At 38.4% G+C, this 26,538-nt stretch carries 25 protein-coding genes and 1 tRNA gene; 2 read left to right on the top strand and 24 right to left on the bottom strand.

The annotated features are described in order from the left end of the window. Positions 1 to 229 precede the first annotated feature (229 nt). The 11 genes from HMPREF1865_RS06680 to ilvB form a co-directional block, all read right to left on the bottom strand. Positions 230 to 1,408 carry a M20 metallopeptidase family protein gene (locus tag HMPREF1865_RS06680; RefSeq protein WP_060919624.1) on the bottom strand — a complete coding sequence of 393 codons (1,179 nt, stop codon included), beginning with the start codon at positions 1,406 to 1,408 and terminating at the stop codon, positions 230 to 232. A gap of 190 nt (positions 1,409 to 1,598) precedes the next feature. After that, positions 1,599 to 1,781, bottom strand: a complete 183-nt coding sequence (locus HMPREF1865_RS06685; RefSeq protein WP_008714368.1) for a hypothetical protein — start codon at positions 1,779 to 1,781, stop codon at positions 1,599 to 1,601. A 137-nt stretch (positions 1,782 to 1,918) separates the two neighbouring features. Further along, positions 1,919 to 3,106 (bottom strand): aspartate aminotransferase family protein, encoded by a 1,188-nt coding sequence (locus HMPREF1865_RS06690; protein ID WP_060919625.1) that lies wholly within the window; start codon positions 3,104 to 3,106, stop codon positions 1,919 to 1,921. An 84-nt stretch (positions 3,107 to 3,190) separates the two neighbouring features. Then, positions 3,191 to 4,048, bottom strand: coding sequence for an acetylglutamate kinase (gene argB / locus HMPREF1865_RS06695; protein WP_060919626.1), 858 nt, complete (start codon positions 4,046 to 4,048; stop codon positions 3,191 to 3,193). 10 nt (positions 4,049 to 4,058) lie between these two features. Beyond that, complete coding sequence (gene argC, locus HMPREF1865_RS06700; RefSeq protein ID WP_060919627.1) at positions 4,059 to 5,009, bottom strand: N-acetyl-gamma-glutamyl-phosphate reductase; 951 nt, start codon at positions 5,007 to 5,009, stop codon at positions 4,059 to 4,061. Between the two features lie 110 nt (positions 5,010 to 5,119). Next, positions 5,120 to 6,130, bottom strand: a complete 1,011-nt coding sequence (gene argF, locus HMPREF1865_RS06705) for an ornithine carbamoyltransferase (RefSeq protein WP_060919628.1) — start codon at positions 6,128 to 6,130, stop codon at positions 5,120 to 5,122. Between the two features lie 14 nt (positions 6,131 to 6,144). Then, complete coding sequence (locus tag HMPREF1865_RS06710) at positions 6,145 to 7,335, bottom strand: M20 metallopeptidase family protein (RefSeq protein ID WP_060919629.1); 1,191 nt, start codon at positions 7,333 to 7,335, stop codon at positions 6,145 to 6,147. Between the two features lie 217 nt (positions 7,336 to 7,552). Next, the gene (locus HMPREF1865_RS06715; RefSeq protein ID WP_060919630.1) at positions 7,553 to 8,875 is read right to left on the bottom strand and encodes a purple acid phosphatase family protein; all 1,323 of its coding nucleotides are present in this window, start codon (positions 8,873 to 8,875) and stop codon (positions 7,553 to 7,555) included. A 12-nt stretch (positions 8,876 to 8,887) separates the two neighbouring features. Next, complete coding sequence (locus HMPREF1865_RS06720) at positions 8,888 to 9,475, bottom strand: beta-class carbonic anhydrase (protein WP_060919631.1); 588 nt, start codon at positions 9,473 to 9,475, stop codon at positions 8,888 to 8,890. Between the two features lie 184 nt (positions 9,476 to 9,659). Beyond that, the gene (gene ilvN, locus HMPREF1865_RS06725) at positions 9,660 to 10,172 is read right to left on the bottom strand and encodes an acetolactate synthase small subunit (RefSeq protein ID WP_060919632.1); all 513 of its coding nucleotides are present in this window, start codon (positions 10,170 to 10,172) and stop codon (positions 9,660 to 9,662) included. A gap of 8 nt (positions 10,173 to 10,180) precedes the next feature. After that, a complete protein-coding gene (ilvB, locus tag HMPREF1865_RS06730) occupies positions 10,181 to 11,908 on the bottom strand; it encodes a biosynthetic-type acetolactate synthase large subunit (RefSeq protein WP_060919633.1) in 1,728 nt (575 codons plus the stop codon). Between the two features lie 192 nt (positions 11,909 to 12,100). Here ilvB and HMPREF1865_RS06735 point away from each other — a divergent pair, with 192 nt between their 5' ends. Next, positions 12,101 to 12,379 (top strand): hypothetical protein, encoded by a 279-nt coding sequence (locus HMPREF1865_RS06735; protein ID WP_005385785.1) that lies wholly within the window; start codon positions 12,101 to 12,103, stop codon positions 12,377 to 12,379. Between the two features lie 52 nt (positions 12,380 to 12,431). Here the strand turns inward: HMPREF1865_RS06735 and HMPREF1865_RS06740 are convergent, their stop codons facing one another. The 3 genes from HMPREF1865_RS06740 to HMPREF1865_RS06750 all read right to left on the bottom strand — a co-directional run bounded on the left by HMPREF1865_RS06740 (position 12,432) and on the right by HMPREF1865_RS06750 (position 14,778). After that, positions 12,432 to 12,761 (bottom strand): nitrous oxide-stimulated promoter family protein, encoded by a 330-nt coding sequence (locus HMPREF1865_RS06740; protein WP_060919634.1) that lies wholly within the window; start codon positions 12,759 to 12,761, stop codon positions 12,432 to 12,434. 9 nt (positions 12,762 to 12,770) lie between these two features. Further along, positions 12,771 to 13,586, bottom strand: coding sequence for a class I SAM-dependent methyltransferase (locus HMPREF1865_RS06745; RefSeq protein ID WP_060919635.1), 816 nt, complete (start codon positions 13,584 to 13,586; stop codon positions 12,771 to 12,773). A 403-nt stretch (positions 13,587 to 13,989) separates the two neighbouring features. Further along, positions 13,990 to 14,778, bottom strand: a complete 789-nt coding sequence (locus HMPREF1865_RS06750) for a LemA family protein (protein WP_060919636.1) — start codon at positions 14,776 to 14,778, stop codon at positions 13,990 to 13,992. A gap of 278 nt (positions 14,779 to 15,056) precedes the next feature. Here HMPREF1865_RS06750 and HMPREF1865_RS06760 point away from each other — a divergent pair, with 278 nt between their 5' ends. Then, complete coding sequence (locus HMPREF1865_RS06760; RefSeq protein ID WP_060919638.1) at positions 15,057 to 15,473, top strand: hypothetical protein; 417 nt, start codon at positions 15,057 to 15,059, stop codon at positions 15,471 to 15,473. A gap of 117 nt (positions 15,474 to 15,590) precedes the next feature. Here the strand turns inward: HMPREF1865_RS06760 and HMPREF1865_RS06765 are convergent. The 10 genes from HMPREF1865_RS06765 to HMPREF1865_RS06810 all read right to left on the bottom strand — a co-directional run bounded on the left by HMPREF1865_RS06765 (position 15,591) and on the right by HMPREF1865_RS06810 (position 26,425). Then, positions 15,591 to 15,665, bottom strand: a tRNA-Arg gene (locus HMPREF1865_RS06765). Between the two features lie 140 nt (positions 15,666 to 15,805). Next, positions 15,806 to 16,264: a low molecular weight protein-tyrosine-phosphatase gene (locus tag HMPREF1865_RS06770; RefSeq protein WP_060919639.1), complete on the bottom strand. Its 459-nt coding sequence runs from the start codon at positions 16,262 to 16,264 to the stop codon at positions 15,806 to 15,808. Between the two features lie 98 nt (positions 16,265 to 16,362). Then, the gene (locus HMPREF1865_RS06775) at positions 16,363 to 18,609 is read right to left on the bottom strand and encodes an autotransporter family protein (protein WP_060919640.1); all 2,247 of its coding nucleotides are present in this window, start codon (positions 18,607 to 18,609) and stop codon (positions 16,363 to 16,365) included. Positions 18,610 to 18,753: 144 nt separating this feature from the next. Then, positions 18,754 to 19,473 carry a DUF4198 domain-containing protein gene (locus HMPREF1865_RS06780; RefSeq protein WP_004696641.1) on the bottom strand — a complete coding sequence of 240 codons (720 nt, stop codon included), beginning with the start codon at positions 19,471 to 19,473 and terminating at the stop codon, positions 18,754 to 18,756. A gap of 268 nt (positions 19,474 to 19,741) precedes the next feature. After that, positions 19,742 to 21,553 carry a translational GTPase TypA gene (typA, locus tag HMPREF1865_RS06785; RefSeq protein WP_004696644.1) on the bottom strand — a complete coding sequence of 604 codons (1,812 nt, stop codon included), beginning with the start codon at positions 21,551 to 21,553 and terminating at the stop codon, positions 19,742 to 19,744. A 196-nt stretch (positions 21,554 to 21,749) separates the two neighbouring features. Beyond that, a complete protein-coding gene (locus HMPREF1865_RS06790; protein ID WP_060919641.1) occupies positions 21,750 to 22,697 on the bottom strand; it encodes an epoxyqueuosine reductase in 948 nt (315 codons plus the stop codon). A 139-nt stretch (positions 22,698 to 22,836) separates the two neighbouring features. Continuing rightward, on the bottom strand, positions 22,837 to 23,766 hold the full coding sequence (murB, locus tag HMPREF1865_RS06795) for a UDP-N-acetylmuramate dehydrogenase (protein ID WP_060919642.1): 930 nt from the start codon (positions 23,764 to 23,766) through the stop codon (positions 22,837 to 22,839). Further along, positions 23,741 to 24,106: a YlbF/YmcA family competence regulator gene (locus tag HMPREF1865_RS06800; protein ID WP_004696650.1), complete on the bottom strand. Its 366-nt coding sequence runs from the start codon at positions 24,104 to 24,106 to the stop codon at positions 23,741 to 23,743. The genes murB and HMPREF1865_RS06800 overlap by 26 nt, the downstream gene beginning before the upstream one ends. A 105-nt stretch (positions 24,107 to 24,211) precedes the next feature. Continuing rightward, the gene (gene trmL / locus HMPREF1865_RS06805) at positions 24,212 to 24,697 is read right to left on the bottom strand and encodes a tRNA (uridine(34)/cytosine(34)/5-carboxymethylaminomethyluridine(34)-2'-O)-methyltransferase TrmL (protein ID WP_060919643.1); all 486 of its coding nucleotides are present in this window, start codon (positions 24,695 to 24,697) and stop codon (positions 24,212 to 24,214) included. A gap of 201 nt (positions 24,698 to 24,898) precedes the next feature. Further along, positions 24,899 to 26,425, bottom strand: a complete 1,527-nt coding sequence (locus tag HMPREF1865_RS06810) for a VWA domain-containing protein (RefSeq protein WP_060919644.1) — start codon at positions 26,423 to 26,425, stop codon at positions 24,899 to 24,901. Positions 26,426 to 26,538 lie beyond the last annotated feature (113 nt).

The following is a 26,538-nucleotide window of genomic DNA, read 5'->3' on the forward strand; positions in this document are numbered from 1 at the left end:
GGTTGTAATTATTCCATAATGCATCCTTTTAACAAAACTACTACAACAAACAATATAAGTAAAAAACACCTCTTTTATTAATTTCATTGTACCATAAAAAGACTCTATCTTAGAGAAATTAAGATAAAGTCTTTTTAGACATCCTGAAAAGAGTTATTTACTTAATAAAACATTATTAACTCATTAAGTTTTACATTTAATAAGTTAAAATTCATTTTTAAAATTAATTCTATTTATGCTCTTTCAACCACTGTATAGCATATTCCGCATATACTGCTGACGCCGCAGAGAGTACAGAGTCATCCATATTAAATCTATTATTATGATGATCGTATGTAGCTTCTACTTTAGGGTTTTGAATACCAATAAAGGCAAAGCAGCCTGGTTTATCTCGTAAATACCAAGCAAAGTCTTCTCCTGGCATGACTTTACGCATCTTAAAAAGCTTGTCTTTCCCCAATGTATCAATAACAACACGTTCTGCAAGTTCACTGGATTCAGGATCATTAATAGTAGGAGGCACTTTTTTTACATATTCTAATGTACCCGTAGCACCATAAGCCTCTGCAGTGTGTTCCACAATGCGACGAATGGAATCTATAATGTATTGTTCTTGGTTTGGATCAAAGAAGCGAACTGTACCGCCCATGGAAGCTTCCCCTGGAATGACATTCCATTCGGATCCAGAATGAATATTACCAATCGTAACAACTACGGAATCAAGGGCACTTACATTGCGAGAAACCACGGTTTGTAAATTCATAACGATGGCACTAGCCACCACGATAGCGTCGACTGCTTGGTGAGGCTGCGCACCATGACCTTGTTTGCCTGTTACGTTAATAGTAATTTGGCTACTTGCAGCCATACGAGGGCCTTCCTCAACAGACATGAGGCCCGCTGGCAAATCGATCCACACATGCCCGCCAAAGATAGCATCTACCTTATCATACCAATCACCAAACTTAATAAAATCCGGAGCCCCTGCTCCAGTTTCTTCCGCAGGTTGGAATGCTAAATACACATCGCCTTCAATACAGTCTTTCATAGACATTAACATCTTAGCCGCACCAAGCAAAATAGCCATATGTCCATCATGACCACAAGCATGCATTTTACCCTCTACTTCAGATTTATAATCCACTGTATTATGTTCATGAACAGGCAGTGCATCGATGTCGGCGCGCAACGCGATAGCCTTTCCAGGCTTAGCACCATGGATAATGCCGATTAAGCCGATACCACGTTCTGTATCTACATGAACCTCTACGCCCATAGATTCTAGCTCTTTAGCCAAGGTCTTCGTCGTCTCAAACTCTTCATTACTAAGCTCTGGATGTTTATGAAAATATCTACGCCAATCTTGAACGTAGCCTTTATATTGCTCTATTAAATCGCGACTATGCATCGTATCGCCTCCTCTAATATCAGTATATCAATTGCATATTAATATGCATCGCTAATATATAACGATTATACAGTCTACGAATTTATAAATACACAACCTGCTTGCACCAAGAAAAACCCCTTATTTAGGGGAATAACAGGATAAATGTAAAAGAAAACGACAGGCAACGCCATGTCGTTTTCTTAGTTTCTTATCGGTTGCGCAATACTGCTTGTACCGCTAAGGATACAACAGCTGTTGCAACTGTCACAGCAGCGGTGATTTTCGCCGTTGTGATAAGTTCTTCTTTTGTAGGTTTTGCTTTAGCTGCAATGTCCAACGTTTTTGCTACCGCTGGAACCAATACTTCATTACGTAAGGATTCTGTATTCATATTTACTCCTCCAATATAGACTGTTTCTTTTAGGGTAACACGAATACGGAGTAAAGTCTATATAATCATCGGTTTATTTCCATAGTTCAATGTTACATAACTATAGTAAACAATATTTATGAAAGTTAAACAAAATCTTACTGTGCCGCTAATTCTTCAATCACGTCAGCTAAAATAGCAATAGCTTTTTCTAATTGTTCTTGTGGAATATTAAGGGCTGGTAAAAGTCGTACCTTATTTTTAGCAGATAAGCATACAACACCTTTTTCAAGGCATTTAGCTATAACAGCTTTAGCATCAACCGTAGTTTCAATACCGAGCATGAGGCCCATACCGCTAACACCAATGACACCAGGTTTACCAGTTAAGGTAGCCTTTACGTATTCCCCTTTTACTTTTACAGAATCGAGAAATTCAGGAGTTAACCGGCTAATAATAGTGTTCCCTGCAGCCGCGCAGATTGGATTTCCCCCAAAGGTAGTAGCGTGGGCGCCAGCATTTAAAACGTATTGCATTTTTTCATTAAATAAGATTGCACCCATTGGTAGCCCTCCCGCCAAGCCTTTTGCAGTAGATACCACATCTGGTTCAATGCCAAATTGTTGGTATGCATATAGACTACCGGTACGACCATTACCAGTTTGTACCTCATCGATGAGTACCAGTTGATCATGTTCATGCGCATATTTTGTTACCGCTTGGACAAACTCCTTATCTAATGGCATAACACCACCTTCACCTTGGATAGGTTCCATCATGATGGCACAAACAGCTGGATTAGCAAGGACTTTCAAAGCCGCATCAATATCATTGGCAGGGGTATAAATAAAACCTTCCGTAAATGGGAAGAAATGTTGATGGAATACATCTTGTCCTGTCGCAGACAAGGTGGTAATAGTACGACCGTGGAAACTATTGACTAGGGTAACGATTACATGACGACCTTTGCCGTATTTGTCATGGCTGTATTTACGCGCTGCCTTAATAGCACATTCGTTAGACTCCGCACCAGAGTTAGAGAAAAACACCTTTTTCATCCCCGTTTTTGAGCAGAGCTGTTTCGCTAGTTCAATTTGTGGCAAAGAATAGTATAAATTAGAAATATGATTCAACGCATGAGACTGCTTAGTAACAGCCTCAGTCCACTCATCATCGTCAACACCAAAAGCGGTTACGCCAATACCAGAGCCGAGGTCGATGTACTCTTTACCATCTACGTCCCACAAAAGGGAACCCTTCCCTTTTTCAAAGCATACGTTAAACCGACCATACGTATTGGCTATATATTCTTTATCTTGTTTTTCAAAATCGATTGTATTACTCATTATATCCTCCAAACGTACGGCCTTGCCGTCGTCTATCTATATAAAAGATAACTAGTAGATGATTACCGTATTATGTCTACTATATTAAGCAATAAACATGGTGCCAAGGCCTTCATCGGTTAATAACTCGATAAGAATAGCATGTGGAATCTCGCCATTGATGATAAATACCTTTTGTGCCCCTGCTTCTATGGCCTCTAAGCAGCAATCCACCTTTGGAATCATACCTCCTGCAATAATACCATCGGCTTTTAACTGAGCCGCCTCAGCCATTGTAATTTTAGGAATTAAAGAATCTGGATCATGCACATCTCGCAGTACACCATCAATATTGGTCATAGCCACCATGGTTTCCGCCTTGAGAGCGCCCGCAATCTTTGCAGCTACCGTATCAGCATTAATATTATATGTCTTGCCATCGGCTCCCATGCCAATAGAAGAAATAACTGGAATATAGCCACAGCTAATTACATCATGAATAATGCTCGTATCAATAGTATCAATATAACCTACATAACCAAGTTCTTCGTTTTGCTTATGAACTTGAATCATATTGCCATCCACACCACAGAGGCCAACAGCCTTACCACCAAGATCCGTTAAATCCGCCACGAGACCTTTATTCACCTTGCCGGCTAGCACCATTTGTACGACATCCATCGTCGCTTCGTCGGTAACGCGCAAGCCATTAGAAAAATGAGACTCAATTTGCATCGCCTCTAAGGTACTATTAATAGCTGGCCCTCCACCATGAACGAGAACTACTTTTACGCCTACCAATTGGAGTAGCAGTAGGTCCTTCATAACAGATTTTTTTAACTCTTCATCAATCATAGCATTGCCGCCGTATTTAACGACAACATACTGATCGGTATATTGTTTTATATATGGAACGGCCGCAGTTAGTATCTGCGCCCGCATTGCATTTGTTACGTCCTTCATAGTATTACCTCTACCCCAATACCAATCCAGTCTCTTCTGGCAAACCTAATGCGATATTCATGCATTGAACAGCTGCACCAGATGCACCTTTACCTAAATTATCGAATATAGCGTGAACCATAATGCGTTCATCGTTACCAGTCACATAGATTTTCATGCTGTCCGTATTGCTCAATTGATTAGCGTTTAACATGCCAGTATTACTATTTTCAGTAAATGGTGCGACCGTAATAATCGTACTATGTTTGTAAAAGTCTTCTAATACTTGTTGCACCCTATCAATGCAAACAGGTTTATGACATAAACGACTATGAATACCTACTGTAACCTCCATCCCAGAATAGTAATCATCAACGATTGGCATGAAAATTGGAGCTTCACTAAGGCCGCATACATGTTGTACTTCAGGTAAATGTTTATGTTCTTGCCCAAGCCCATATTGACGAGGAGCATAAAGGAAATAGTCCTTAGGACTACTTTCATATTGACCAATCATCTTCTTACCACCACCGCTATAGCCTGTTAAGGATGTAATGGTGAAAGGATAATCCGCTGGCACAAGCCCTGCTTTTACAAGAGGTGCTATGCAAGCTATCATACCACTTGCATGGCATCCAGGATTTGCAATATGTTTTTTAGTAGCAATAGCTGTCTTATAATTAGTACCAAGCTCTGGGAAACCATAGGCCCAATCAGAATCAGTTCTAAAAGCAGTAGATGTATCGATTACCTTACACGGCAAGTCACCGATAACCGCCATAATGTCTTTAGATGCCGCATCAGGTAAGCAGAGAAATACGATGTCTGCCTTTTTTGCAACCACTTTAATGGCCTCTACATTTTTGCGGTCCTCATCAGTAGTCGCTAAGAGTTCTATATCTTTTCGATCGGATAATCGTTCATGAATTCTAAGACCCGTTGTGCCTTCATGACCAACAATAAATACTCTGTGGGGTGTCATAATAAACCTCAATTCTCACCTATTGGTAACTCACACTTATTTATACATCCCTTGAACCAGTATAAATAGAAAACCAACTATACGATTCATCACCTTCTAGGGAGATGAACTTACTTCAATGGATAGTCACTAAATGTGGCAACCATAACCGCCTTAATAGTATGAAGACGATTTTCTGCTTCTTGGAACGCCAATGAGTTTGGCCCTTCGAATACCTCTTCGGTCACCTCAATGCCATTCATGCCAAACCGTTCATAAATATCTTTACCTACTTGTGTTTCTGTGTTGTGGAACGCAGGTAAACAGTGACAGAACTTAGTATTGGGATTACCTGTTAATGCCATCATTTCCGCATTTACTTGGAACGGTTTAAATGTATTGATACGTTCCTCCCACATATCGTAAGTATCGCCCATCGTTACCCACACACCAGTGTAAATGACATCTAAGCCTTTAACACCTTCAGCTACATCATCTGTACAAGTAATAGTAGCACCTGTTTCTTTAGACACCTTTAAGCACTCTTCGTAGAATGGACCAGCTGGCCAGTATTGTTTAGGACCAATAAGTCTGAAATCCATCCCCATTTTAACGGCACCGCTCATCAAAGCATTGCACATATTTGATTGACCATGTCCAACATAAGCAAAGGAAATTTCATTCAATGGTTTGTCGATATTCTCTTGAAGTGTTAAAAAATTGGCTAATGTTTGTGTAGGATGATCCATATCGGTAAGTCCATTCCAAACTGGTACACCAGAGTATTCCGCCAATGTATCTACGTCCTCTTGGTCAAATCCTCTAAACTCGATAGCATCATACATGGAACCAAGAACACGAGCCGTATCCTTTAAGGATTCTTTCTTATTCATTTGAGAACCTGTAGGACCAAGATATGTTGTAAAAGCCCCTTGATCAGCAGCCCCGACTTCAAAGGCACAACGTGTCCGTGTGGAGTCTTTTTCAAAAATTAGAACAAAGTTTTTACCTTCTAATGTTTTAATTTCTTTACCTGCTTTTTTATCAGCTTTTAATTTTGCGGCTAACTTCAAGAAGTATTTAATTTCCTCTGGTGTATATTGAAGCATTGTTTTAAATGATGTATGTTGTAAACTTTTCATGATAACCTCTTATTTCAAACTATTTTTTCTTGTAAAAATTCGGCGGCCAACGCTGCCATCATTGTGATACCTGGTTCAAGGATACTTTCATCGATGGTGAAAGCTGCATTATGCAAAGCCGGATTGCCTTCAAAGCCAGTGCCTAACCAAAGGAACGCACCTTTGATTTTATGAAGATAGGCGGAGAAGTCTTCTGCTGCCATAGATGGGAACTCAGGATGTACCACTGCATCTTTACCAAGATATTTCTCTACAATGGATGTGGCATAATCAATGGCTTCTAGATTATTGATAGTAGCACCATGACCCCTTTTATAATCCAAAGTGCTTTCCGTTTTAAACATCACATCGAGGGCCTGTAAGCTTTCCCCTAAACGTCGCTCAATATAATCCCGTTTTTCAGGTGCATAGGTACGACATGTTCCTTCTAGATATACATCGCCACAGCCCACATTGTATCGATCACCGCCATTTATAACACCTATGGTACATACAAGATTTTCCATAGGATTCGTTTCGCGAGCGACCATGGACTCCACAGTTACAATCCAGTTCGCTGCGGCCACAATAGCATCAACCCCATTGTGAGGCTCCGCACCATGGGTTGATTTGCCCTTAATATGTACAAGGAAGTGGTCTGATGCAGCCATCAAATTACCTTTTTTTAGACCTATAGTGCCAATGGGTAATTGTGGCCATACATGAAGTCCATATATTTCATCTACGTCATCAAGGATACCGCTATCTACAATACCTTGTGCTCCTGGGAATAACGCTTCCTCTTCGGAAGGTTGGAATACAAGCTTTACGGTGCCGTGCAATTGATCTTTAATAGACTGTAAAATCGCTGCTGCACCAAGTAAAATTGCCATGTGGCTATCATGACCACAGGCATGCATAACGCCTTCATTTTGTGAAGCAAAGGGCAATCCTGTTATCTCATGTATGGGTAAGGCATCCATATCGGCACGCAATGCAATAACAGGGCCTGTATGAGCACCTTCTATCTTACCGATTACAGCATAATCAGAAACATCGTTTACAAAAGAGATTCCTAGTTCACCAAATACCTTTTGAATAAATAAAGATGTATTTTTTTCTTCACCCGACAATTCTGGATGGCTATGAATATGTCGACGCCATTCCACAACCTTTTCTTTATATTGGGAGGCATATGTTTTTATTAAGTCTTGTAATGCATTCATTACTCTATCTCCTTTATACACTATATGCATACTTTATACATATTTAGCGTATTTTTATAACCTATATACGTATTATAATACTACATTTTATAATAAGCAAGTTTTTATACGTATTTTTCGTATTTTTATTTGTTATATTGTACATTAACTTTACTCATAAAGGCTTAATGCTTTTTATTAGACAAAAAAGACACCGCCCAAAGGAGGTGTCTTTCTCTTATTTTTCAATGACTGATTCGTCGATCTGGGTACCATCAGGTAAGAATGATTTTATAATCAGCTTATTTGGTGTTACGGTCATAGACATATAATTATTCGTTTCAGGCTGAGGTGCTACATATACATCTAAGGGATGTTGCTTCCACTTAGGACGTCGTGCATCACCAGCTATCCCTGTAAGGATATATAATGGACCAGTTGGATTTCGATCAAAGTTTCGTACATGACCGCGGTTGCGATATGTATGTAAATGAGCAGATAATACTAAGTCCACGTTAAACTCATCGAAGATAGGCATAAATAGTACTCCCTCATCATCGAAACCTACATCTCGACTAGCACCTGGTCGGTCAAAGGCATATTGGAATGGATCACGATGCATGAGGACTACAGTCCACTTTTTAGTATTAGCTGCTAAATCTTGACGTAGCCACTGAACCTCTACATCGTACAAATCAGGATGATGAGTATCATGATTATCCTCATGATTACTTTCATACAACATCGTATCTAATACAACGTAATGCACATCGCCAAAATCATAGGAATAATAACGTCGATTAAAGGTTTCGTTTCCATTAGGTGGTACATCAAAATAATTTAGATATGCACGCGGTTCACGCATTTTCCAATCTAATGTATACATCTCGTGATTGCCTAAGGTCGTTGCTAACGGCACATTAGCACTCAATGGTCTGATGGAATTTAACCAAGTGCGCCATTGATAGGCTTGTTCGCCATTATCTACAAGATCCCCCATGCTAATATACAAGGCTGTATTCGGATTGCGTTTTGCTGAATCTTTTACGATTCGTTCCCACTCAGAGTAATCGCCAGACTGCGAATCTGGATAGATGAGAACATCATATTCTTTAGCGCCTGCAGTTTCCAATGAATACCAATCACTGCGACGATCATTACTATAACCAACACGATATTCATATTTTGTATTAGGCGTTAGACCTGTCAATGTAGCCTCATGAATATAAGTAGTGCTACCGTCATCGGTAAAAACTTTATCCGTTGTCCCTATCGTTTGAGTAGTTTCAGAACCTGCTAGGCGATACTCTATTACCGCATCACTTTCACTGCTATCTGATTGCCACATTATGGTACGGCTCGTACTGTTATCTTGAGCTACGATTTGCCGAATATAACGGATTTCAGAGTCAAGTAAGGGCTTAATCTCTTGCCCACTCACTACAGCGGCCGTCCTAGCTATTCGACTTTGTATGGCATCTTTATAGGCATAGCCGCCTACAGATACGCCTACTAAGACAACAATAGCTAATATAGATGTAATTAATCTTTTTTTATTCATATAGTCCCAATATTATTTTTCGTAAAATTGTTTCATTTGAGTGTAGCCATTAACAATGACTTCGATTTCGCCCGTTCTAGGATGGAAGATAAGTCCGTGAATTGGCACGTCTTTTGGAATCAAAGGATTCATGCGCAATTCGTCCACTGTATCCTCTACATTTTCCGCTGGATGTATAAACCCATCCGCCCAGCGTTCCATTTCTTTACGGACCATATGAATCGCTTCTGGTGCAATACCACGAGCCAACATTTTTTCTGTTAGATCTTTTGCCGTAGTTTTTGCCATACCACATTCGTGATGACCAATGATAAAAATTTCGTTAACGCCTAGCTCATAAATACAAACAAGTAAACTACGTACAACGCCATCAAAGGGACCTGTAATACAGTTGCCTGCAGTCTTTACGATTTTCGCTTCACCGCGCCCAATATCCATGGAATCTTCTAAGAAGTTAACAAGACGTGTATCCATACATGTAACAATTGCCATTTCACGACTAGGCATTTTACTACACTTTGTATCTGTATCTACATAACCTGTATTTTGATCTTCTACATATTCTCGATTATGGGCTAAAATATCATCTAATAAGCTCATAGTACCTCCTATATAAAAAGACTTTGGCATACAACCAAGGTCTCTATATCAATAATGCTCGATATACATATTATATCATATTAAGTTGTACACGCTTTAAGCCACAAAAAATAGGTCTATTCAAATACATGTATTATATATTTGAATAGACCTAAATCGCTTTTAAAGTGCTTGAGTACACACCTTATCTATCAGGTGTAGATAATGCTTCGATAGCTACGCTACCACCGCGTACAACTTCAATACGATTGACGAACATATCTTTAAATAAGGCAATCATGTCATTATTTTTAGATACGGTCTTTACACATTGTACTAGTACAGATTTACGATTATAATCCACAACTAATAGATCAAAGGTTTGGGCAATGCGGAAAATTTCTTGTTTGTCCGCTTCTTTACAGCTATTGACCTTGATAAATAGTAATTCTTTTTTCGTAATTCGCATGTCAGTAAAGTCGATAACTTTAATAACCTCCACACTGCGATTTAGTTGCTTAATAATTTGTTCGTACGTCAAATCATCACAAGTAAGATCAATAGTCATGCGAGACATAGTAGGGTCTTCAGTTTCCCCTACCGTCAATGTGTCAAGATTATAATTTTTGCCTGCGAAGAGGCCTGAAATCTTAGCTAGTACACCAATTTGGTTTTCTACATACGCTGAAATACAGCGTTTTTTCATTTGTACTTCCATAGCCCCTCCTATTTTTTATCCTTCAACAACATATCACTTAAAGACTTACCTGCTGGTACCATTGGCAACACATTGAGCTCCGTTGGAATGATGAACTCAAGTAGGGTTGGACCATTTTTGAAAGTATCTGCCAATTGGAACCCTTTTTCGATGTCCTCTACCTTAGTAATACGCATTGCCTTTGCGCCATAAGCTTCCGCCAATTTCACAAAATCCGGTACATATTCAAACTCATCATTATCGATTATATCACGTGTTACTAGGGCACTTTCATCCATCAATAAATTCGTGCATGCATATCGTTTATCGTAAAATAATTGCTGCCATTGGCGTACATTTCCGAGGAAGCCATTATTTAAAATAATTAACGTCACAGGCAAACGGTAGTGCATAGCAGTGGCAAACTCTTGGATATTCATTTGCACGCCACCATCACCACAGATGGCAAAAACACGCTTATCTGGATTTCCCATTTGCGCCCCTAATGCAGCAGGGAAACCATAGCCCATAGTCCCTAAGCCACCAGACGTCAACATTTGATATTGCCCTTTCACATCAAGGAACTGGGTAGTCCACAATTGATTTTGACCTACATCGGTTGTAACGATAGGATGTTCATAGTGATGATTGATGTACTCGATAACAGTTTGAGGTGTTAACCCCTCTTCGTCAGTTTGAGTGACAGGGCGCTCTGCCTTAAGTTGCTGTAATTGTTTTGGCCATTCGCCAAGATCGTGAGGTTCAATATATTCTAAGATTTTTTCGATAGCCAATTTAGCATCTGCTACGATTGGAATATCAACCTTAATATTTTTAAAAATAGATGCCGCATCTACATCAATATGGATAATCTTACAATTTTGTGCAAAGGTACTTAGTTTCCCCGTAATACGATCATTAAAGCGCGTACCAATAGAAATCATCACGTCACAGTCAGTTATAGCTACATTAGGAGCATAGCCACCGTGAATCCCTACATTACCAAGATACAATGGATGACGGCTGTCAATAGCACCTTTCCCCATCAAGGTTGTTACAACAGGTATCCCTGTTTTTTCAACCAACTCCATCATAAGGTCGTTGGCACCACTAATGCTTACCCCACCGCCTAATAGGAATAGAGGCCTTTTAGCTTTACTAATAATAGAACAGGCCTTTTTAACTTGACCTACGTGAACAGTGGTATTTGGTTTGTAACCGCGAATATTAACCTCTGTAGGATACTCATCAGACCCCATAGCCTTCTGAATATTCTTAGGAATATCTACTACAACAGGACCTGGACGACCTGTGCGAGCAATGTAAAAAGCTTCTTTCAAAATACGACCTAAATCTTTACGGTCGCGAACAGTAACGGCATATTTACAAATATTGCGCACGATGCCAACAGTATCTACCTCTTGAAAAGCATCATTGCCCATGAGACCTAAATCAACTTGACCAGTGATACAAACGAGAGGCACACTATCTGCATAAGCTGTAGCAATACCAGTCACAAGATTTGTAGCACCAGGTCCAGAGGTTACCATACACACCCCTACTTTACCAGTACTGCGGGCATATCCATCTGCAGCATGAGCCAATGCTTGCTCATGACGAGGCAAGATAACCTTTACCTGATCTTGTTTATATAATTCATCCATGATGTCGATGGTTGCGGCCCCAGGATAGTTAAATAAAAACTCTACCTGCTCCTCTTGAAGGGCTTTTACCAAATACTGTGCGCCTGAAATCATAGGTCTCTCCTTATCTATGTAATACATGCATATTGCATTCTCAATATTCTCGTTAGATATATCTAAAAAATTGAATATCTCATATAGATATGTTATACTCAGTAGTGTACCATATGTTGTGGTACATGAGTATGTATAAAATCTCAAATTATAGAAATATCTGTAGATTCTATCTGGAAAGGACTGTGTAACATGAAAGAAATCTTAGGTTTCCACTTGAACGGTTGCCCTTATTGCGCAAATGCATTCCGTGCTATCGATGAACTCGTTGCAGAAAACCCTGCATACGCAGATATTCACATCAACTGGGTTGAAGATCAAGACGCTCATGAGCTCTTCAAAACTCACCCATATGAATACTATCCAAATTTATGGTTCGACCTCGACAAACAATACGAGGCTCAACCTGGTGAAAGCTATGACCAAACAAAAGCTTTAATTAAAGCGGTATTGGACAAAGCAATCGCGTAACATAGTATTACATGAAAATATGATAAAACCATTAAGAAAGAGGCTAGCAATGCTAGCCTCTTTTTTTATCTTTCCATTCAAAATACATATGTTTAATGACTTGGATTGGTGATACAAACAACATTCTAGGTCCACCATAGCGCATGATTTCTCGTATTTTTTCACGATATGTAGAAGCATAGCAATGCGTTTTACATACGCTACAGAAGGTTTTGCTTTCCATATGAGGACATACATCTATACGATGTTCTGCATACTGCCAAACTTTCTGACACTCCTCACAAAGTTGCCCTTTAGGGGTATGGTGCTTATTATGACAATAGATGCCAATAATTTGGTACATAGTTTTTAATTCTAACTTACGTTTCTCATCAACTGTCATGTTTTTCTCCTATTTCACAGACCAAGAAACCCATGCCACCTTATCAACGGTCTTATTATGGATTTCTCCATCAATAGCTAGTGGTTCAATGAGATTTCTAATCTCTTCTTTCATGTCTTCCATGTCTCCCCATCCATTATTATGAAGTCGCATGGTAAAATAATTAACTGCCTTTTCAAGAGACATAACCTCTGTTTCAGGAACCGTTTTGTAAGTTACTTTCACATTATGCCCCATCTCATGGATTGCATCTAAACACTCTTTCATCTTACCATCCCACGGAAAAGAATCACGACCAAAGAAATGTTCAGATAGCATATCTACCATTTCGTCACTGCGTTCGCTGAATGCAATCCACAAGCATTTATCCTTACTTGCATCATGCATGGCGCGAATATTTTCTACATCAAACATAATTGGGCAGAAGATACTATAGGCCAAGTCAAAACTTTTATCCCAACCTAGTTCTTGACGAGTTTCATCAGACCAAGGGCCGATATATAAGCTAAGGTCTAAACTTTCTGACTCTGCCAATTGTTTAGCACCACGAATCATACCATCAGATAAATCAATACCAGTCGCTTTATAGCCTTCACGAGCTAAGCCCAATGCATAATCACAAACACCACAGCCTACATCAAGTGTACGACCATTCGCTGCAGGTAATAAATTTTCATCCTTTAAGAAGGCTAAAAAATCAGTGACCTGTGCCTTGCGATCCTCGCGATTGTGCATTTCTACAAAGTACTCAGAACGATGGTTCCATGCGTCTTGCTCATCACGCCAAACTTCGTTGACGGTAAGCTCTTTTATTTTATTTGTCATATTATCCCCTCTAAATAGCCACATCCCTAAATGGATGGGCTATAGATACATATATAAGTAATATTCACTTAGTTAAATTCACTACGTAATTTAACGCTCCCCTATATGTCCTAGTGTTCCGGCTAGGATGTTCAGATTTTCATATAGCTGTCCTTATTGTACATCATTCTCAAAACAAAATGTGTTACCCAAATCACATTTATTATGTTATTTCGATATTATTGAATATATAATTTCACATCAATAAACGAATTATCCATATCTAAAACTAACTCAGTAGCAAAAATACGTTCATACGTCATATACGGAAAAACTCCACTTAAAAAAGTGGAGTTTTTTTATCTCATATTTTATTACTAACAGAATTAAATTCTACCTGCTTGTATACATCTATTCTATATAACTATTTTTCTTCTTGCTTCTCTAAAGCTGTAGAACTATCACCAGTTTTTGATGCTTCTGATTCAGAAGTATCTTCAGCTTTTGCTATTTCTTGGTCATTGTTTTCTTCAGCCGTTACATTTTCATTATTAGAAGCAACTTCACGCTCTTGTCTAATGCGTTCTTCTCTCTTAGCTTGTGCCTCTTGTTCTTTCTTTTGTAAGGTCTCACTAACTTTTTCAGCAGTTTCCTTTAATTTATTGCAACCTTTTTTAGCTAGATCTTTAATAGCTTTAGAATCAGCACCACTGAACTCAGAAAACGCACCTTCTCTATTTGGCTCAAAAAACGGCGCTTCTTTAAAGCCCAATAATGATGCAGCAAATACCATTGGAATTTGTGCCAAAGTACTATTGTATTGTTTCACTTGATAGTTATAAACTTCACGCTTATTTGAGATCAATATATCATTTTCTCTAAGAGATTCCTGGAATTCAGCATATTGAGTATGGGCCTTCAAATCCGGAAATTGATTTACTAAGGCAGTAATATTTTCTACCGCTTTGGATGTTTCACGAGCCATCTCTACAAAGGTATTGGACAATTTTAAAGGAGTTAATTTTTCATAACCATCTAGCTCATTTACAAGGTTAATAAACTCATTTATGATAGACACCTTTTTCTCATAGAAAGCCATAATATTAGTACGAGTCTCTCTGATTTCTCCAGACAAGTTTTGCAACAAGTTATATTGTTTAATGAATAGGTAAATTAAGAATACAATTAATAAAAATAAAAGTGTTGAAAGCATAAAAACACCTCCAGATCTACATCAAATAACAATGTAAATTTTGAGGACATTATATCATACCAACTATATAAGGAGTGTGAAATTTCAATCATGAAGCAACATAATCCTATTAATCTTCAATCATTACTCGATATACTGGCATTCTATCTACTGTTTCTACATATTCTTATCCTTCAAAATAATCTTGTCCTTCTACTATTTATTAGCAATTTGATTATAAAAATGATTCCATACATTACTTATATTTATTATAATAGCGATAAGGAGGACTTAATAGTATGGGAAAATATATGATAATCCTAATGTTTACATTAGTAGCTATTACTGTAGTTTTTGCTACTTATAACCTATCTATAATTAGATCGATGCCTCCTGAAGAGCGTTATAAACTTCTTTACTTTAAGGATGATCAAGTTTCTATAGGCATTGGATTAGTAAAAAGAACCTATAAATTAAAAGATATTCGAGAAGTGCGTTTCTCCAAGGGAAAAAAATTCCGTAGTATGGGAAGCTGGGCAGGCAGAATGAAGATTTGCAAACTAAATGGTAAGACAAGTCGTTGGATAGAATTTGATGGTACTGTCTATTACAAAAAGATGGTATATATAACAAATGAAGAAATCATTGATAAATCAATAGACCTACTCATGAATGAATTTAGATCTAGAGGAATTCAGTGTAATAAATATAGATAGTAAAGTTAAAACACTAAAGTACGCTAAATTATGATATTCGAATATATAATTCTCTGTCCTATAGACTAATTATAGACATACAAAAAGGCTTCTCGAAATTTCGAGAAGCCTTTTATTTGGTGCGCCTAGCAGGATTCGAACCTGCGCACCCGGTTCCGGAGACCGGCGCTCTATCCCCTGAGCTATAGGCGCATGAATACCTAAAAATTATACCATATTACGCTATGCTTCGATAGTATAAAGTATATGAGGCAGATAGGCTTATAAAAAAGCCCTCAATGTAGATTAAAATTTCAGCTACCATTGAGGACCTATCAGTATATATATTTCGCTTAAAGTTTCTCTTTAAGCACTGCTAGTAGAGCATCACAACTACGACTGACATCATCATAGGTTTCGTCAAAGTTTCCCGTATACCAAGGGTCCTTTACATCACGGCTTTCACCAACAAAAGACATTGCCTTGTAAACCTTAGCATCTACGTCATCCCCAATAATACGCTTTAAATTACGCGCATTATTTTCATCCATAATGATGAGATAATCAAAGTTATAATAATCTTCCATCATCACTTGACGTGCCTTACGACGAGTATAGGGAATACCCATTTCATCTAATTTCTGTTTAGTCCCATAATGAGTGTCGTTCCCTATCTCCTCACGAGATGTAGCTGCAGACTCAATATAAATAGAATCACTTAGTCCAGCCTGCTCAACAATATGCTTCATATAAAACTCTGCCATCGTAGAACGGCAAATATTGCCATGACAGATGAATAAAATATTAACCATTATAACTCCTAATGAATAGAAACTTAATCATAAAAAACTCCTTATATACTAATGGTCCTTACAGCATACGCTATAAGGACCATTAATGCAATATTCAATTAAAAATTATGCCGTATCCCAGCATCAATGCGCCATGTATTTTCTACGATAGCACCAAAGTTTTTAGTGAATGTACCATATAGATATGTACTAGGACGGACACTCCAAGACCCACCAATTTCAGCATCAAGCCATGTATCCTTCAAATCTACTGTTGTTTGTACTGTTGGATTGCCTGGTGCGGAATATGTTGTATTTGCCTTACCAGAGAATTCATGCGCTAACGCTAATTTAACGAAGATATTGGATTTTTCTGTTTCTTTTCCAATGCCAATACCAAGTCTGCCTACAGCAGAGTTCACAGCATCAGCTTTCACATGCATAGAACCACCACCCACAACAGACGCATCATAGGATACACCATTCAAACGGCCTACAATAAATTCTACACTAGGATCGATGTAGAAGCCATTTTCCTTCTTAATACGTTTACCATATTCAGCGCTTAAGGATGTGCCATATGTATGGTAATTACCGTTCACACGTTGTCCACCTACGGAGTAGAGCTTATAATCATTGGATAATCTATTACCACGTGCAATGATATCTAAATAACGACCATCGACATGATGTTTTGTACCATATAAGGCAATACCACCAAGTTTACCGTCCCCACTACCATTAACGTATGAATTACTAGAAGTACTGTAATCAATAGCACCACCAAAAATCCAACCATTAGATACTTTATGATCGTAGCCAACTTGTACGCCATTATACGTCATATGTGCATCAGCACCGTCTGTGATTTTAGATTTACCGCCTATATATTTCGCCCATACACCTTGATTTGTATTAGCTAGACGAAGATCTCCTAAACGGCGTTGTAAATCATTGGTATTACTCTTCCATGCCATAGCGGTCGATGTAAGAGCAGATTTTGAACCACTCACTAAGGATGATTCACTAGCACGATTAATCTTTGTTGTATCATTTACAACAAGACGCCCCTGTGAGTCAAAATGATCTGCACCTAGTTCTGCAACAGCACCAGGACTAGTAATACCTTCATTAATTTGAACTGTTGTGCTCAGTTTCTTATCATTGCCCGTATATTGTAATTTATTGGCTAAGGCTTGTATTTCCTTTTTATAACTTGCCTCATCAATGGTATTACCGGAATGTTCACCTTGAACGGTAATATGGCTATTGTCTGCTGCATGTTCAACTACAATTTGCCCTTTTCCATCTTCACTAGCAGGTACTCCAGATTTATAAATAGCATTCACATAGCCGCTATAGTTCTGAATCGTAATAGGACGTGCATCGATAGGATGAATATTACCAGCTGCCGTTGGATTAACACCACCTACAAGGTTACGAACCTTACTACCCTTATATAGATATGCTGCATTATCCCCAGATGGACGTTCTTTTTTAGGGGTAGGACGCTCCATACCAATCCATTCATTATTCCAAGTTCCTCCATTTTGTAAGTAAATATCAGCACCAGAATTATGAGGGTTCTTATTGCTTTCGGCATATTCATTTAATACAGCACCCGTAAGTTTAGAATTAGGTGTTGTAAAAGCTAATGCTATATTCGTTGGCATTTCGTTATGATTTGGATCACGACCATAATCCTTATTAATTAACCCTACATTCCCAACAGCGACCAATTCTTTAGAACCCGGATGTTTACCATCAGAGCCAGTATTAACGTATACATCACCCTCTTCTGCCACCACAGAGTAAGTATCAGAAGTTTCTAAAGGATGCGTGATGATACGTCCACCACCATCAACAATAATATGACCACGTTGATTAGCTTGTAAACCGACACCGATAGCATCGATATCTACATTGCCTTTGACGTGAATATTAGTATCTCCATAATCTCTATCAGGATTGTCCTTGCTGAGTCTTGGCACTTTACCACCGTAACCAGCATACACAGCGCTCATATAGTAATGACCGAGTTCCCTTTTTGAGGCTGGTGCATCATTTTTAAGGCGTACAATCAAATCTTTATCCACCGTCAATTGTGATCCAAATCCATTATAAATACCTGATACATTTTTAGTTTTACCTGTATCTGTTAAGCTTTTACCATGCACATTAACCGTCAAGGTATCTTCTATATGCTTAACTTCTGGTTGTGTTTGTACCGGTGACCCCATTGTTAAGCCAAGCAATTCCTCCGCTTTATCGCTTGTGGCATTAATTTCTGTAGCAAATACAGAGCAGGTCATTCCAGTTAATACAAATGCAGCCATCACAGCCGATACATTTCGTTGTAATTTCATAAAAATCTCTCTTTCTTACCTCACCCAATACGAGGCTCTCACAGAACGCATTTATACGTACACCCTAAAATTATAAAAAGACCCCCTAAGTCCAACTTAGGAGGTCTTTTTATTTCACACACTTAGTAAATAGTATATCCTATATTATTCAGGATTGATGATGAAGGACAATGCACTGAAGTATTTATTTTGCTCACCTTTAGTTTGAGTTGGGAAGCCCACTTCAACGCCTACTACGTTAAGGCCATTAGCACTTACAGTAACAGTTGCTTTACCATTAGCATCTGCTTGGCTTTCGTTAGTAAGATCATTAATTACGTCTTTAATAAGAGGTGCATTTGCATATGGTTTACCGTCTTTCAAGACTTGGATTTCATATGTATCACCTTTTCTAAGAGTTAATGGGTTAACAGATGGAATGATTTGAATGAAAGCATCTTTATTATTGAAAGGTTTTGCTTCTGCATTCCAGTAGTGAACGTCATATTTAATGGCATGTGTACTTTTTTGAGCACCTGGTACTTCAGAGATTGGTTTATGAACAGTTTTACCATCTTTGTCTTTTGTCCAGTAGCCATAGTCAAAGTCAGTTACTGTAATACCCAATTTATCATTTGGTACAACTACTACATTTTTTTCATGTTTAATAACTTGTACAGGAATTACCATGCCATTGTTATCTAAACCAATGATACTTTTTACCATTTCTGGGCTATACGCATCATCAACAGGGCCTTCGCCAAGTACTAGCGCTTTTTCATCTAAGCGGTTAGCAAAGAATACGCCATGCGCATCAACGGAAGAACACACACAACCTGCAGCCAAACCCACTGCAAATAAAGAAGCTAAGATTTTCTTATTCATAAGAACCTCCATAATCAATAACTTATTTCAACAAACTTAATATTATTATACAGCGTTACAAATATTTCGTATATACCAATACCCCTATCAGCAAGTTATTATGCGTATTTAGTATATTAACATATTTTTATACCCATTAATCATAAATGATAAAATTATCATCTATTTTCATGGAGATATAATTCGCAGGAATATGTTAGATAACAACTTATAGATTAGATAAAAAAGGCGCCCCCTAAGGAGCGCCTTAATATATCTGCATGAGATATTATTTTTTATTCTTTGCTGCTTTCGCACGTGCGTTACGATCAAGGATTGTTTTACGCATACGAATACTTTCAGGTGTTACTTCAACAAGTTCGTCATCGTTGATCCACTCAAGAGCTTGTTCCAAGGAGAAGATACGAGGTGGAGTCAAGCGTACCGCTTCATCAGAGGAGCTAGAACGCATGTTGGTAACATGTTTTTTCTTACATGGGTTAACATCCATATCAAGTTCACGTGTATTTTCACCGATAACTTGGCCTGCATACACGTCTTGGTTAGGGCCAACGAACAATGTACCACGGTCTTGAACAGAGTTCAAACCATATGGAGTAGTTTCGCCATTTTCGAATGCTACCAAAGCACCACGTGTACGGGAAGGAATTTCACCTTTATATGGTGCATAACCATGGAATACATGGTTCATGATACCATTACCTTTTGTAGCTGTTAAGAATTGGGCACGGAAACCAATCAAACCACGAGCAGGAACTACGAATTCCATGCGAAGGTAACCAGCTAATTCAACCATATTAGTCAACTCAGCTTTACGTTGACCAAGGTTTTCCATTACGGTTCCCATGAATTCTTGAGGCACGTCGATAGTCAATGCTTCAAGTGGTTCACACAATTGGTCGTTAATAGTTTTGAAGATTACGCGAGGTTTACCTACTTGTAATTCGTAGCCTTCACGACGCATAGTTTCAATCAATACTGCCAAATGCAATTCGCCACGACCAGATACTTTGAACGCATCTGCAGAATCAGTTTCTTCTACTTTCATGGATACGTTAGTTTCTACTTCGCGGAACAAACGATCACGCAAGTGACGGGATGTAACAAATTCACCTTCACGGCCTGCGAATGGAGAGTTATTTACGGAGAATACCATGGACAATGTTGGTTCGTCGATGGAGATGGATGGTAATGCTTCAGGATTTTCAGCATCTGCTACTGTTTCGCCGATGTTGATATCGTCAATACCAGCAAATGCAATGATATCACCCATTTCAGCTTCATCAGTTTCAACACGGTTTAAGCCATTGTATGTGTACACACGACCGATTTTCGCTTTACGAGTACTTTCACCATTCATGATAGCCACTTGTTGGTTGGTTTTCATTTTACCGCGAACGATACGACCTACGGCGATTTTACCGATGAAGTTATCGTAATCAAGTGTAGTTACCATAAATTGAAGAGGACCTTCCATATCACCTTGTGGTGCAGGAATTTCATCGATCAATGTTTTGAATAACGGCTCCATGTTTACAGCTTCATCATCCCAATTAGTTTTGGACACACCTGAACGAGCAGATGCGTATACTACAGGGAAGTCGAGTTGATCATCATCAGCTTCAAGTTCCATGAATAATTCAAGAACTTCATCTTCAACCTCTTTAACGCGTTGGTCAGGACGGTCGATTTTATTGATAACTACGATTGGTTTTAATTTTTGTTCTAAGGCTTTACGCAAAACGTATTTAGTTTGAGGCATTGGACCTTCGTAAGCATCTACGAGAAGCAATACGCCATCAACCATGTTAAGTACGCGTTCCACTTCGCCGCCGAAGTCAGCATGGCCTGGAGTATCAACGATGTTGATTTTAATACCATCATGCATTACAGCAGTGTTTTTAGACAAAATAGTAATACCGCGTTCACGTTCCAAGTCGTTGGAGTCCATTACGCGTTCTGCTACTTTTTCATTTTCACGGAACACATGGCTTTGTTTTAATAACGCGTCCACCAAAGTAGTTTTACCATGGTCAACGTGGGCGATAATCGCTACATTACGAAGATTTTCGCGAATCATAAGATCCTCCCTTTAATTCTTTCAGTATATTCTATATCACATAGCCTCGATAAAACAGGCTATGCAAGTATATTCCCCAAAATTGGCAACAGTTAATTATAACGCAGTCTATAGAAAAAAGTCAAAACAGTACACCTATTCTAATCATGGCAATTTCAACATTCGATTATACTTTTGACTCATCTTAAGACACAACCTATTTATGCTCTATCGCCCGCTTAGCAGATTTACGCAACAACGGAATTTGTTTATCTGTTAAATGGAAACAGAATTTAGGAATCAACTTTTCTATAATCTCCTTATCAGAGGCTTTCAAAATATATTCTGGCTGTAGTATAAGTTCTAATGCATCAAGCCCAGGATAATCTTTACCTATACTCCAATCATGATTTTTATTAAACGGACAGCAGTCTTGGCAATTATCACAACCTAATATCCACTCTTCCAACATATCCTCTGTCACACCTTCTGGCAATTTACCATCACCAAAGGTATTGATATAAGATACACAGGTTAATGGATTCATTGTAAAAGGTGCAGATAGAGACTTCGTTTTACACTTTTGCTGACATAAATCGCAAGTCTCTGGACATGGTGGTATCTCTAGATGACGAATATACTCACAAGGCTGATCAATTAAATAGGCTACCAATTCATAATTAGAGCCTTTAGGTCCATAAAAGAAATTGTTTTTTCTATAAATTCCAAGTCCTGCCGCTACAGAAGCAGGGCGCAAAGGAACAACACCAGTAGGCTTTGCTGTTTCACCACCAATAAATTGGATGTTCTTATCATTGAACCATGTTTCAAAAGATCGCCTTTGTTTGACTTCGACCCCATCAGGGATATTAGCTAACGATAGTAGTAAGCCTTTTGCATATCGCTTTTGAAGCGAAGCAGGAAACTTATACGCTCCAAAATATTCAGTACAAACCACTATAGATTGTGCCCAAGGATAGTTTTCTTTCAATGTTAAAAAGGCATTACTATGTGCATATACCTTTTTACTTTCAGGTACATCTTCTAAACGCTTTATCATTCGTTCTTTATAAAAATCAAGTGCATCAAGAGATACTATACCACAATCGTCATACCCACATGCTAGTGCTTTATCATGAATCTCTGGGGCCAACAAAGTATTCATATCATCGCCTCCCAAATATAGACTAACTATATAAATATCATACGCTTATAATGGACATAAAAAAAGATTTCTTATGAATCCATCATCCCTAAAAAGAGTAACGTTACATAAGAAATCTTATATTAGTATTTAGTTGATATTAGTCTTCACCAATCATTCGTACTTCGGGCTCAAGGTGTACGCCATGTCTATCGTACACACGACGCTGTACTTCTGCAATCAAATCAAGTACGTCCTTTGCACTAGCACTACCTGTATTAATGACAAAGCCTGCATGTTTGTGGGACACTTGCGCATCACCTACAGACAACCCCTTTAGTCCTGTTTGTTCAATCAATGTACCTGCAAAGTACCCTGGTGGGCGTTTAAAGGTTGAACCTGCACTAGCATACTCTAAAGGCTGTTTAGATTCGCGCTTTTCGGTCAACTCATCCATGCGAGCCTTAATGGTATCCTTATCACCTGGTTTGAGTGTCATAATGACTTCTCCAATAACCTCATGATTATCGTGGAATACACTATGACGATAAGCAAAGTCCAGGTGAGATGCATCATACTCTTTAATATTTCCTTGGAAATCTACGGCTCTCACTGCAGTAACTACGTGGCTCATTTCCCCATCATAAGCACCTGCATTCATAAATACGGCACCACCAAGTGTACCTGGAATACCAATGGCAAATTCAAGACCAGATAAACTATTCTGCCAAGCAAATTCAGAAGCATCTTTTAACATATATCCGGAACCAATGCACAATGTGTTTTCATTACAGTCCATGATTTGAGTCATATGTCGAACTGATACAACAGCACCACGAATTCCTCCGTCTTTCACCAAAATATTAGATCCACAACCAATAATAGTTACAGGCACATCTAATTCGTGAATGGTACGAAGCGTAAAACTAAGTTCTGCCATCGTAGTAGGTTCAATAAATAAGTCTGCAGGTCCTCCAATTTTGAATGTCGTATGATGACAAAGGAGCTCCTGCTCACGTACACGTGTACTTGGTAATTTTTCTAATAAAGCTGTTTGTAATACCTTAATGTTGTGGTTGTTGTTCGCCATGATCTAACACTTTCATCCCCTCAGTGATTGGTTCGCTAATGATTTTGTAAATATCATTAGAAATCTGGCTCCAACGCATTTGCGCTTGCAAATAAGCAGCCGCTGCAGCATTTTCTTGAATTTGAGGCATCAATTCCTCTTGTTTCTTTTGCAACTCGTCCGCTTCTGGAGCACCAGACAACTTAGCATATTCCCATTGCATTTGTTGTGCCATAAATGTGCGAACCAACCCCGTTGCTACTGCATCTGCTTTCACTGCTTCCTGAGCAGCCATTAACTCTTTGTACTCTTCGGATTCACGCATTGCGTGAGCTAAATCATGAGCTTTATCGTAGTTCATAATATCCTCCTCCAAACAACACCGTTAAAATCGCTACCGGTCATATAGATTTGGTAGGTCTCCTAACACATAAGTATAATATATTCCTCAATTGTAAAAGTCTATTTATTTTGATTGAATCCAATTGCCTTCAGCCTTAAGGTCTGGATAATCAAGTTGGCGCATACCTTCATAAGCTATGATTGCCACCGCATTAGAAAGGTTCAGAGAACGTGCTTCATCTACCATGGGTATACGAATGCATGTATCCTCTTTACCATCTAATAAACTTTCAGGCAATCCTCTTGTTTCAGGGCCAAAAACAAGCATATCACCAATCTCGTATTTAACCTCAGAATGTGTATGCTTTGCCTTGGTAGTGGCGTAGAAATATCTACGATCAGGATATTTCTCAAATAGTTCTTGAATATTTTCATGTACTTGCACATCTACCAAATGCCAATAATCAAGACCGGCTCGCTTTACATGTTTATCATCGATGGAAAAGCCAAGGGGCTTGATAAGATGTAAGGTCATATGATTGGCCGCACATAAGCGTGCAATATTGCCTGTATTGCCGGGAATCTCCGGTTCATATAATACAATTTCCACTGTAAGCCTCTTTATATTATCACTATAGATGAAGAAAAAAGTTTCTTCTAACAATTTATTATACCATTAGAAGTAAACTACTGAATAAAAAGTTGATACTTCTTGATTAAAATATAGTTTCGCTAATAACTTTATCAGTCATTTTACACAAAAATAAGCCTTCTGTGTTTAACTTAATTGTAACACAGAAGGCTCATATATTTATTTCTTAGGTTGTCTATCCTCTTCTAATTTTTGACCATCTTTTTGTTGCCCTTCCGTCGTACCAGGTCGATCTTCTCGTGGAACATAGTAACGGCTAAATTTATCTACTCGACTTGTTGATGGCATATAAGCAACAATTTCACCTCTTCTTGCCTCTACAGACTTGATGTATTCAGCATCTGCTTTTTCAACTTCAGTTATTTTATCTTTTAAAAGAGCTTCTATAGTCTTTTTGCGTTCTTCCGCTTTATTTCTCAATGCTTGGTGTACCTTACCAAATGGTTTAATAATCTTTGCTTCATCCCTCATTAAAACAGAAATAGTTTGATCAATATTTACTTTTTCAGAAAGCGCCTGCCCTTTTAAGAAGCTATTAAACAGACGTCCAGTTCCATGACTAGTTTTAAGCATATTAATTGCTGTAACATTTAAAGTTTCCCACTCATATTTGGCATTTGCCAATTCATGAATGCGATATAATTCAGCGGTCAAAGTGTTGGCTTCATTAGCAGAGGCATAATAGCCACCACCAGCTTGAGCAATTTGTCTCAATAATGCATCTTGATTCGCATCGACATTAAACCCTATAATACCTAATATTACGTTGGTTTTGCCGCCTTTTAATTTTTCCGCCATAGCCACAGGATCACCGTCGCAAGTCTCGATACCATCGGTTATGATGTATAGAATATTAACATCCTTCTCACCGGTAAATTGGCTTAAATCAGCGGTGCCTTTTTCAATGGATTTGGCAACGGATGTCCAACCGGTCGGTTGAATCGGAGACATTACAGATTTTATTTTTTCACGGTCAAGCTTTGTTATTGGTTGTAACAATTCATTAGCGCCGCAAGATTCCACTCGTTTTTCCGCCGTATTATCACCTAAGTGACCAAATACGCGCAATCCTACATTAGCATTATCCGGCAGTGTCGTTAAAATTTCATTAATTGAATTTTTGGCGATATCCATCATGCTTTTACCTTGTATCTCATTGACCATGGATCCGCTGGCATCCAACACAATCTCAAGATTCAATTGTGTATTTTCCTTAATCGGTTGCTTTGTAAATGGATGAATTTTATCCTTTTGGAACACGAAATAGGAATATCGATCCAAATCATCTATAGGCTCATAATCATAAGCAGATACATAGAGGATTTGATTAAATAATCGATTAATCTCAGCTTCCGATGCGTCCTCAGAAACTGGTTTAACATCTTTAAACTGTTTTTCTACAAGACTCTTCCAAACCGCATATTCATCTTCAGTCCCTTTTTGAGAGTAAAATCCATAAGGGGTTTTACGAGGATGAACTACACCCGGTGCACCATTCACAATGGCATCATAGGTATAAACTGGATCTTTTAAATCACCATTAATACCTTTGCCGCGTTGTGCCTCATCTTCACTCATAGAGGCAGTGATATTGTTAATAGGATTATCCTTCCCACATCCAGCTGCGGTTACCAATAGCATAGCTGACATCATCGCAATAAATAATTTCGATCGTAACTTATTCATGTGCAGGCCCTCATAACATTCTCGTTCTTAATACACATTTTAATTATTTTGTAAGCATATTTTTTAGCTCAAGCTCACAAAGATTATTATTTCCAATATACTAATTTATCATG

This window comes from Veillonella parvula (genome assembly GCF_001553335.1).
GTDB lineage: Bacteria > Bacillota > Negativicutes > Veillonellales > Veillonellaceae > Veillonella > Veillonella parvula_S.

Coding starts and splice junctions, on each gene's coding strand:
- HMPREF1865_RS06680 (WP_060919624.1), bottom strand. CDS start 1,408: ATGCATAGTCGCGATTTAATAGAGCAATATAAAGGCTACGTTCAAGAT.
- HMPREF1865_RS06685 (WP_008714368.1), bottom strand. CDS start 1,781: ATGAATACAGAATCCTTACGTAATGAAGTATTGGTTCCAGCGGTAGCA.
- HMPREF1865_RS06690 (WP_060919625.1), bottom strand. CDS start 3,106: ATGAGTAATACAATCGATTTTGAAAAACAAGATAAAGAATATATAGCC.
- argB (WP_060919626.1), bottom strand. CDS start 4,048: ATGAAGGACGTAACAAATGCAATGCGGGCGCAGATACTAACTGCGGCC.
- argC (WP_060919627.1), bottom strand. CDS start 5,009: ATGACACCCCACAGAGTATTTATTGTTGGTCATGAAGGCACAACGGGT.
- argF (WP_060919628.1), bottom strand. CDS start 6,130: ATGAAAAGTTTACAACATACATCATTTAAAACAATGCTTCAATATACA.
- HMPREF1865_RS06710 (WP_060919629.1), bottom strand. CDS start 7,335: ATGAATGCATTACAAGACTTAATAAAAACATATGCCTCCCAATATAAA.
- HMPREF1865_RS06715 (WP_060919630.1), bottom strand. CDS start 8,875: ATGAATAAAAAAAGATTAATTACATCTATATTAGCTATTGTTGTCTTA.
- HMPREF1865_RS06720 (WP_060919631.1), bottom strand. CDS start 9,475: ATGAGCTTATTAGATGATATTTTAGCCCATAATCGAGAATATGTAGAA.
- ilvN (WP_060919632.1), bottom strand. CDS start 10,172: ATGGAAGTACAAATGAAAAAACGCTGTATTTCAGCGTATGTAGAAAAC.
- ilvB (WP_060919633.1), bottom strand. CDS start 11,908: ATGATTTCAGGCGCACAGTATTTGGTAAAAGCCCTTCAAGAGGAGCAG.
- HMPREF1865_RS06735 (WP_005385785.1), top strand. CDS start 12,101: ATGAAAGAAATCTTAGGTTTCCACTTGAACGGTTGCCCTTATTGCGCA.
- HMPREF1865_RS06740 (WP_060919634.1), bottom strand. CDS start 12,761: ATGACAGTTGATGAGAAACGTAAGTTAGAATTAAAAACTATGTACCAA.
- HMPREF1865_RS06745 (WP_060919635.1), bottom strand. CDS start 13,586: ATGACAAATAAAATAAAAGAGCTTACCGTCAACGAAGTTTGGCGTGAT.
- HMPREF1865_RS06750 (WP_060919636.1), bottom strand. CDS start 14,778: ATGCTTTCAACACTTTTATTTTTATTAATTGTATTCTTAATTTACCTA.
- HMPREF1865_RS06760 (WP_060919638.1), top strand. CDS start 15,057: ATGGGAAAATATATGATAATCCTAATGTTTACATTAGTAGCTATTACT.
- HMPREF1865_RS06770 (WP_060919639.1), bottom strand. CDS start 16,264: ATGGTTAATATTTTATTCATCTGTCATGGCAATATTTGCCGTTCTACG.
- HMPREF1865_RS06775 (WP_060919640.1), bottom strand. CDS start 18,609: ATGAAATTACAACGAAATGTATCGGCTGTGATGGCTGCATTTGTATTA.
- HMPREF1865_RS06780 (WP_004696641.1), bottom strand. CDS start 19,473: ATGAATAAGAAAATCTTAGCTTCTTTATTTGCAGTGGGTTTGGCTGCA.
- typA (WP_004696644.1), bottom strand. CDS start 21,553: ATGATTCGCGAAAATCTTCGTAATGTAGCGATTATCGCCCACGTTGAC.
- HMPREF1865_RS06790 (WP_060919641.1), bottom strand. CDS start 22,697: ATGAATACTTTGTTGGCCCCAGAGATTCATGATAAAGCACTAGCATGT.
- murB (WP_060919642.1), bottom strand. CDS start 23,766: ATGGCGAACAACAACCACAACATTAAGGTATTACAAACAGCTTTATTA.
- HMPREF1865_RS06800 (WP_004696650.1), bottom strand. CDS start 24,106: ATGAACTACGATAAAGCTCATGATTTAGCTCACGCAATGCGTGAATCC.
- HMPREF1865_RS06810 (WP_060919644.1), bottom strand. CDS start 26,425: ATGAATAAGTTACGATCGAAATTATTTATTGCGATGATGTCAGCTATG.